We start from the raw sequence: 471 nt of genomic DNA, 5'->3' as shown, positions 1-471 counted from the left end.
ATCCGCCGGAGGGCCTGGCGCGCCCCGGCCACCCTCCGGGGCCGGACGGGGGTCTACGCCGCCGGGACCCTTTACGCCGTGCGCCTGCCCCACCGGGAGGCCCGCCCCCGTCTGGACCCGGAGGACTTCCGCCACCCGTGGCGGGACCTGGAGGAGGACGCCCGCCGGGGGCGCACCGCCTGGAGCCTGAGGCTGAGAGAGTCATATAAAAGTCCCCCTAAGGGAGACTCCGAGGGTCTCGGACTTTTGCTTGGGTTTTCGTTACTCCCTGGCGAAGCCGAAAACCCGTTAGCTATAGACTCTCTCACCGCCCTCCTCCGGGCCCGCCCCGCCGAGCGCCGGACCCTGGTGGAGGCCCTCGCCCTCTCCCTGGCCCGGGAGTTCCGGGATCCTGGGAGCGTGCGCTTCTACGCCTGGGTGCTGTGGGGTGCCCTCCGGGCCGAGCTCTACGGCCTGATGGAGGGGGCCCTG

At 71.8% G+C, this 471-nt stretch carries 1 pseudogene; it reads left to right on the top strand.

What is annotated here, in order from left to right:
• Positions 1-471: pseudogene (locus ACYQ0J_RS00580) on the top strand (hypothetical protein); the annotation flags it as partial.

The sequence above is a fragment of the Thermus sp. FJN-A genome (assembly GCF_054655095.1).
Note: the sequence above shows the minus strand (reverse complement) of the source record. Positions and strands in the feature narration are given on the sequence as shown.